This is a genomic window from Candidatus Accumulibacter vicinus (genome assembly GCF_000584955.1).
GTDB lineage: Bacteria > Pseudomonadota > Gammaproteobacteria > Burkholderiales > Rhodocyclaceae > Accumulibacter > Accumulibacter vicinus.
The window spans coordinates 1-6208 of sequence record NZ_JDSS02000013.1; the positions used below are offsets into that span (position 1 = coordinate 1).

Annotated in this window: 6 protein-coding genes, 1 pseudogene and 1 riboswitch; all 7 genes and pseudogenes read left to right on the plus strand. The window is 59.0% G+C overall.

Features of this window, described 5'->3' with window-relative positions; translation table 11 throughout:
- The first annotated feature begins 104 nt into the window (after positions 1-104).
- Positions 105-196, plus strand: a riboswitch (cyclic di-GMP riboswitch).
- A gap of 176 nt (positions 197-372) precedes the next feature.
- Positions 373-645, plus strand: coding sequence for a hypothetical protein (locus CAPSK01_RS03280; RefSeq protein WP_034922510.1), 273 nt, complete (start codon positions 373-375; stop codon positions 643-645).
- Entirely contained in the window at positions 642-1070 is a 429-nt protein-coding gene (locus tag CAPSK01_RS03285) for a type IV pilin protein (RefSeq protein WP_034922512.1), read from the plus strand. Before CAPSK01_RS03280 ends, CAPSK01_RS03285 begins: the two co-directional genes overlap by 4 nt.
- A 3-nt stretch (positions 1071-1073) precedes the next feature.
- On the plus strand, positions 1074-1553 hold the full coding sequence (locus CAPSK01_RS21670; RefSeq protein WP_273703009.1) for a prepilin-type N-terminal cleavage/methylation domain-containing protein: 480 nt from the start codon (positions 1074-1076) through the stop codon (positions 1551-1553).
- The gene (locus CAPSK01_RS21675) at positions 1550-2062 is read left to right on the plus strand and encodes a hypothetical protein (RefSeq protein WP_273703010.1); all 513 of its coding nucleotides are present in this window, start codon (positions 1550-1552) and stop codon (positions 2060-2062) included. The genes CAPSK01_RS21670 and CAPSK01_RS21675 overlap by 4 nt, the downstream gene beginning before the upstream one ends.
- Positions 2052-3164 carry a PilW family protein gene (locus CAPSK01_RS03300; protein ID WP_034922513.1) on the plus strand — a complete coding sequence of 371 codons (1113 nt, stop codon included), beginning with the start codon at positions 2052-2054 and terminating at the stop codon, positions 3162-3164. The genes CAPSK01_RS21675 and CAPSK01_RS03300 overlap by 11 nt, the downstream gene beginning before the upstream one ends.
- A 56-nt stretch (positions 3165-3220) precedes the next feature.
- Entirely contained in the window at positions 3221-3748 is a 528-nt protein-coding gene (locus CAPSK01_RS03305) for a hypothetical protein (RefSeq protein ID WP_034922516.1), read from the plus strand.
- Positions 3749-3866: 118 nt separating this feature from the next.
- Positions 3867-6208: pseudogene (locus CAPSK01_RS03310) on the plus strand (hypothetical protein); the annotation flags it as partial.

Sequence of the window (6208 nt, forward strand, 5' to 3'; positions counted from 1 at the left end):
GCATAAAGGGGTCATCTCAACGACGCATCACTTTGAATCACACCCCACCGTGCTAACAGGCTTGAATTATTGAAATTTGAAGTGTATGCTGGGCTCTATAGTCTCACTGAAAAAGGCAAACCCGTCGAAAGGCGGGGACGCAAAGTCACCGATCTAACGGAAACGGCATGTTTCCCAGGATGGCGGGGCCGCCAGGCTAACAGAGACAGCGCCAGGACAAATTTCCCCAGTCTTGGTCGCGGTCGATTCACCATCAGCCCGTCGGATCTCCAACCGGATTTATCCCTGCCAACCGGTTGACCTTGCGCCAGCCCGCATTTTTTGCGGCTAGGCCATGCGTCTTTTTGGCGCTAGCAACAAGGAGAAACGACGATGGCATTTCGATTCGACAAGGCAAGCAGCTTCCGTGGCGACCGATCGGTCGCAAATCCTGATCGTTTCCAGAGGCTTGTGGAAGTGCGGACACGCGTGGCCTGGTTGCTGGAGCGACTGGGCGAAGCCGGCGGACGTGGACTTGTCGTCTACACCAAAATTTCCGCGGTTTCCACCCTCAAGTTCGGCGGCTCGCATGCCGTTGATTCAAGCATACCCTTCGGCAGCTTGCCGTCATGCTTACCATTTAAGCAGCTCTGGCCAACAAAATGAAAGCGAATTCCGGATTCACCCTGATCGAGGTGATGAGCGTCATCGCGATCATCAGCATTCTGGCGGCGATCGCCGTTCCAAACTACATCGACTATCTGACCAAGGGGCGCATCACCGAGGCGGTTGGTGCGCTCGCCAGTATGGAGGTCAGGATGCAACAGCATTTCCTCGATGAGCGTACCTATGTTGGGGCCTGTGTGGCTGGCACGGTGGCACCTCTGCCGGCCAATACCAGCAATTTCACGTTTACGTGCTCTGGTCTCGGCGCGGCAGCTTATCAGGTGGATGCCACCGGGAGGAGCAGCATGGCGGGCTTTCAATACCGGATTACAGCGGCCGGCAAGAGCACGGTTGCCCTGCCGAGTGGCTGGACTCTCCCGAGTCCGAATACCTGCTTCGCGCTGAATAAGGCCGGGGGGTGTTGAGAGATGTTGGGCCGTCAGCATGGATTCACCATGGTCGAAGTTCTGGTGGTCATTACCATCCTGAGTGTTCTTCTGGCGTTTGGCGTGCCGGCTCTCAGTACCTATATGGGAAATGTCCGTCTGCGGACGGCCGCGGAAAAAGTCCTCGCCGATCTTCAGAGGGCCCGCAGCGAAGCCATTCGCCTGAACAGCAATTCCCCGCCGTTCTTTCCCGCCGAGACGCCAGCTTCGATCGTGATTGTCAGCAGCGTGAACGACAGTAGCGGTGGGCATGATCTCGTGTTCACTCCGTTCGGTGGAACCACCCTGGCGTCTACCGCGGTGTACACCTTCACCAATCCGGTTGCCGGGGCCTGCCATGCGGATGGTGGCCCGATACGCTGCCTGAATGTTTTTATAACCACTGGTGGCGGGGCTCGCATGTGCGACCCTGGCCTGACCGCCGCTCAAAAAGCTGCGGGTGATACGAGGGCATGTCCATGATGAAGACTCTTGAACGTTCTCAATCCGGCAGCGTGTTGCTGGAGGCGCTGATCGGCATTCTGATCTTTTCTCTGGGCATCCTGTCGATGGTGGCGCTGGGTGCCACTGCAGTCAACGTCCAGGCCGATGCACAGTATCGTACCGAGGCGATGAATCTGGCCGAGCGAATCCTGAGCCAGATCTGGACCGGCGTCGACCGGACCCAGGAAACCATCCATGGAGTAGACATGTCCGTGGTGAGCACAAGCTCCCTCAACGACTACCAACACTTCAGCAACGGGGACAACTGCGTTTTCACCGGGTCGGCCTCGACCAAGCCGGCGGTTGTTGACTGGGTCGCCACCTTGCTGCCTGCCGACAAACCTTCCCCGCTGCCCGGCTCCACCGCAGGAAGACAGCAAATCAAGGTGATTCCTGCGAACAACAACCAGGTCAGCATCACGATTTGCTGGCAGACGCCTTCGGATAACAAGGTGCGCCACTACACCCTGGTCAGCTATGTCAACTGACTCCCCGCTACGACGCATCCTGGCGCACAAGATTGCGCCGATGCGTCTTGGCAGGGGGTTCACGCTGACCGAGTTGCTGGTCGGCGTGGCGATCGGATTGATCGGCATCATCGCCATGTTCCACGTTCTGTCGACGTGGGACAAGACGAAGCGGACGACCGCTGCCGGGAGCGATGCACAGATTGCCGGTGCGGTGGGCTTTTTCCGCCTGGAGCGCGATGTCAAGCAGGGAGGCATGGGCTTTGGCATGGCCAAGAGTCCGGTGATGGGGTGTAACGTTTCTACAGTCGTTAACGCAACAGCCACGACGACGGCACGGGCTGCATTCACGTTTCCACTGGTGCCCGTCAAGATCACGCAGGGGGCCAGTGGTGCGCCCGACAGTTTGCAGGTGTTTTATGGCAATTCTTCCTTCTTCACCGCCGATCAACCCTTCAAGGACTCCACCACTACCAGCAAGAAAGCCGAGTCGCGAAATGGTTTCAAGGTAGGGGACGTGGTGGTTGTCTCTGACGGTGCGTCGAATTGTGCGTTGATCGAAGTCTCCAGCGATACCAATCCCGACTTGCTGACGCTTGAGCACAACGGGCTGTTACGCTTCAAACCCGGTCCGGGAGCGGCCTTCAGTTCCGGCCTCCTTTTCAACATGGGCAAGGAACCCCAGCTCAACATCTGGCAGGTGGCCAATGGGACCCTGGTGCTGACCGATGGCTTGTATCACAATACCACCATATCGGTCGCCGACGGGGTGATCGATCTGCAGGCACAATATGGCATCGACAGCAATGGCGACTACAAGGTCGATATCTGGCAGGATGCCGATCCGGTCGACTGGACACAGCTGCTGGCGGTGCGTGTGTCCATCCTGACACGCAGCCAGCAGTATGAGCCTTCGAGCGCTGGCCCTGTTTATGCCACCGCCACGGCGCCTGTTCTGTCCTGGCTGGACAGCAGCAATGCCGCCATCCCCTTCACCATGAAAAATGTGGACGGTACGGATGACGATAATCCCGGCAACGACAACGACTGGCGAAATTATCGCTACCGCGTCTATGGCGGGGTGATTTCCCTGCGCAACATGGTCTGGGGCATATCGCCATGAGCACGCCGGCAAGACCGACTGCCATCCATGCAGGTTCGCCTGGTCGTCAGCAAGGCATGGTGATTCTGATTGCACTGATCATGCTGGTTGCCATGACCATGGCCGGTCTGACCATGATGCGCGGGACCGGGATCGGTCTCGGGATTGCCGGCAATCTGGCTTTCAAGCAGACGGCGACTTCGGTGGCGGATGTCGGCGTGGAAAATGCGATCACCTGGCTGACCGACCCCCTGCGCACCGCCGAGATTCTCAAGACCGACGACACTGCCGCCGGATATTACTCGTCATGGGGGACCGACTTCTCGCCCATCACCTATGACTGGACGAATTCGAAATTGCTCACCGCCGATGACGGTTTGGGAAATGAAGTGCGCTACGTCATTCATCGTCTGTGCGAGACGGCCGGCCTGGCCCCGAACGCCATTCTCCAGAAATGCGCGACGGTGACCACTCCCGGAGCCGACAGTTCGAAGGGAGGCGATGCCAGCTCACTGCTCGCCTCGATTCAACCCTATTACCGGGTAACGTCACGGGTCAGGGGACCGCGAAATACGGTCAGCTATATCCAGGTGATCATGTATTAGGAGTGCAGGTGGCCTTTTCAGGGGTTGCCGCGAGATTTACAAGCATCAGGTCGGATCCCGCCGGGGTCCGATTCGGGTTCGGTAGTGGCAATGATCGTTGCTGCCAAGGAGAACTGTCATGGGTGATTTCAGGAAATTGAGGGTGGTTGGTCTCTTGCCCGGCGTATTCCGTGTTCTTGCGGGCTTGTCCATGGTGGCTGCGTTGGGCGTGGCTGATGCCGCGTTGACCGATGTGTCCGACGCCCCGTTCTACAATTCCACCTCCTCGCAGCTCAAGCCGAACATCATGCTGCTCATGGACACCTCCAACTCCATGCGTTTCTCGCACATGCCGGACCAGATCGAGGGAACCAATAGCGGCCCGATGCCCATCGGTTACAAGAGCTATCAGTGCAACGTGCTCTATTACAACCCGAACCGGGTTTACCAGATTCCCAAGGATAGCTCGGGAAGCGCCTTGCCGACTCCCGGTTTCACGGCCGCACCCTACAATTATTTTTCGACCGATGCGAGCCTGGTCAATCTATCCTCCAGCTTCCAGGCTTATGACACCTCGACCCGGCAGTACCAGACGGTCTCGGACCCCGCACAACCCGCCTATTACTATCTGCATTCGGTTGCCGGTACGAAGAACTATCTGAACACTCCCTGTACCGATGCCGATGTCGGGGCGACGGTTCCCGCAGGCGACGGCGGCACATGGACGCGGGTCCTGGTTTCATCGACATCGGGACCCGGCGGGGTCGATGAACGGCAGAATTTTGCCAACTGGTACACCTTCTACCGGACCCGGATCAGTCTGATCAAAAGCGCCGTCAGCCTCGCCTTCATGCCATTGACGGACAGCAGTCGTGTCGGTTTCATCACCGTCAATCCCGATCTGAGCGGCAGCGCCAACTATCTGCCGATCGCCGATTTCAATGCGACGCAGCGAAGCAACTGGTTCAGCAAGCTGTTCAGCCAGGTGCCGGGCGGATCTTCTCCTTCCCGTGAGGGACTGGCGCGGGTCGGTCGACACTTTGCCGGCAAGCAGGACAGCATCAACAGTGGCATGAGCGGTGACCCGATCCAGTTTTCGTGCCAGCAGAACTTCACCATCATGACCACCGACGGCTACTGGAACGTGGCGGCCGAAACCGCTGGTCCGGTGATGATCGACGGGGTGACGCAGGTCGGCCAGCAGGATGGAACGCTCGACATCGTGGTCGACAATACCCACTGGACGCAGCGCCCGATGTGGGACGGAGGGGCCGACACCTTGCGCGTGATTACCGACAAGACCACCCAGTATCGTTCGGTCATCTGCGTCAGCCCCTACGCCAACCGAACCACATCCCAGAACCTGCAGAGCACCACGCAGAATTTGCAAAGCACCACGCAGAACCTGCAGAGTACCGCGCAGAATCTGCAAAGCACGCTGCAGAATCTGAAAAGCACCTCGCAACTGACGAAAAGTACCTCGCAGACCACGCAAAGTACGCTGCAGAACCTGCAAAGCACGTCTCAGAAACTGAAGAGCACCTCGCAACTGACGAGGAGCACCTCGCAGCTCACGCAAAGCACCTCGCAGACTCTGCAAAGTACAGTGCAAAAATTCAGGAGCACCTCGCAACTGACCCGAAGTACCTCGCAGCTTACGCAAAGCACCTCGCAGAAAACGCAAAGTACGCTGCAGAACCTGAAAAGTACTTCTCAGATCACGCGGAGCACCTCGCAGCTCACGCAAAGCACGACACAGTTCACGCAAAGTACGCTGCAGAACCTGCAAAGCACTTCTCAGCCCACACGGAGCACCTCGCAGATCACGGTCAGCACACTCAAGGCCTATCAGTCGACCAGCCAGATCCTCCAATATGACGCTTCGACTGAACTGACCACGCCCGTGGCAAGCTGCACGCCCGGTGGCAACATTTCCTGCACGACGGCAACCACCGGCCCGACCCTGGTGGCTTCGTGCACGCCCGTGGCGGCCGCAGCAGGCAACCTTTATACGGCAACGACCTGCTCCTCTTCGACCACCGGGCCAACCGCTGCGGCTTCGTGTACGCCTGCCAGTGCTTCCGCAAGCAATGGCTACACCACCACCACCTGCAACACGGTGACCACCGGACCCATCCCAGTGGCCAGTTGCACGCCAGCGGCTGCCGATGCCGGCAACAGCTATACGACCACCACCTGCAACACCGTGACCACCGGACCCACGCCGGTGCCCACCTGTACGCCGGTGGCCGGTGCGGCTGGCAACAACTATACGACGGTGACCTGTTCGACCGCGACCACCGGGCCCACCGGCGTGGCGTCGTGTACGCCGGTGACCGCTTCTTCCGGCAACAACTATACGGCCACCACCTGCAACACCGTGGCCACCGGACCCACCGGCGTGGCGTCGTGTACGCCGGCAACTGCGGCTGCCGGCAACAGCTATACGGCGACGACCTGCAACACCGTGACCACCGGGCC

What these genes read in the sequence shown, in the direction of transcription:
- CAPSK01_RS03280 (WP_034922510.1), top strand. Translation starts at nt 373, where the DNA reads ATGGCATTTCGATTCGACAAGGCAAGCAGCTTCCGTGGCGACCGATCG.
- CAPSK01_RS03300 (WP_034922513.1), top strand. Translation starts at nt 2,052, where the DNA reads ATGTCAACTGACTCCCCGCTACGACGCATCCTGGCGCACAAGATTGCG.
- CAPSK01_RS21670 (WP_273703009.1), top strand. Translation starts at nt 1,074, where the DNA reads ATGTTGGGCCGTCAGCATGGATTCACCATGGTCGAAGTTCTGGTGGTC.
- CAPSK01_RS21675 (WP_273703010.1), top strand. Translation starts at nt 1,550, where the DNA reads ATGATGAAGACTCTTGAACGTTCTCAATCCGGCAGCGTGTTGCTGGAG.
- CAPSK01_RS03285 (WP_034922512.1), top strand. Translation starts at nt 642, where the DNA reads ATGAAAGCGAATTCCGGATTCACCCTGATCGAGGTGATGAGCGTCATC.
- CAPSK01_RS03305 (WP_034922516.1), top strand. Translation starts at nt 3,221, where the DNA reads ATGGTGATTCTGATTGCACTGATCATGCTGGTTGCCATGACCATGGCC.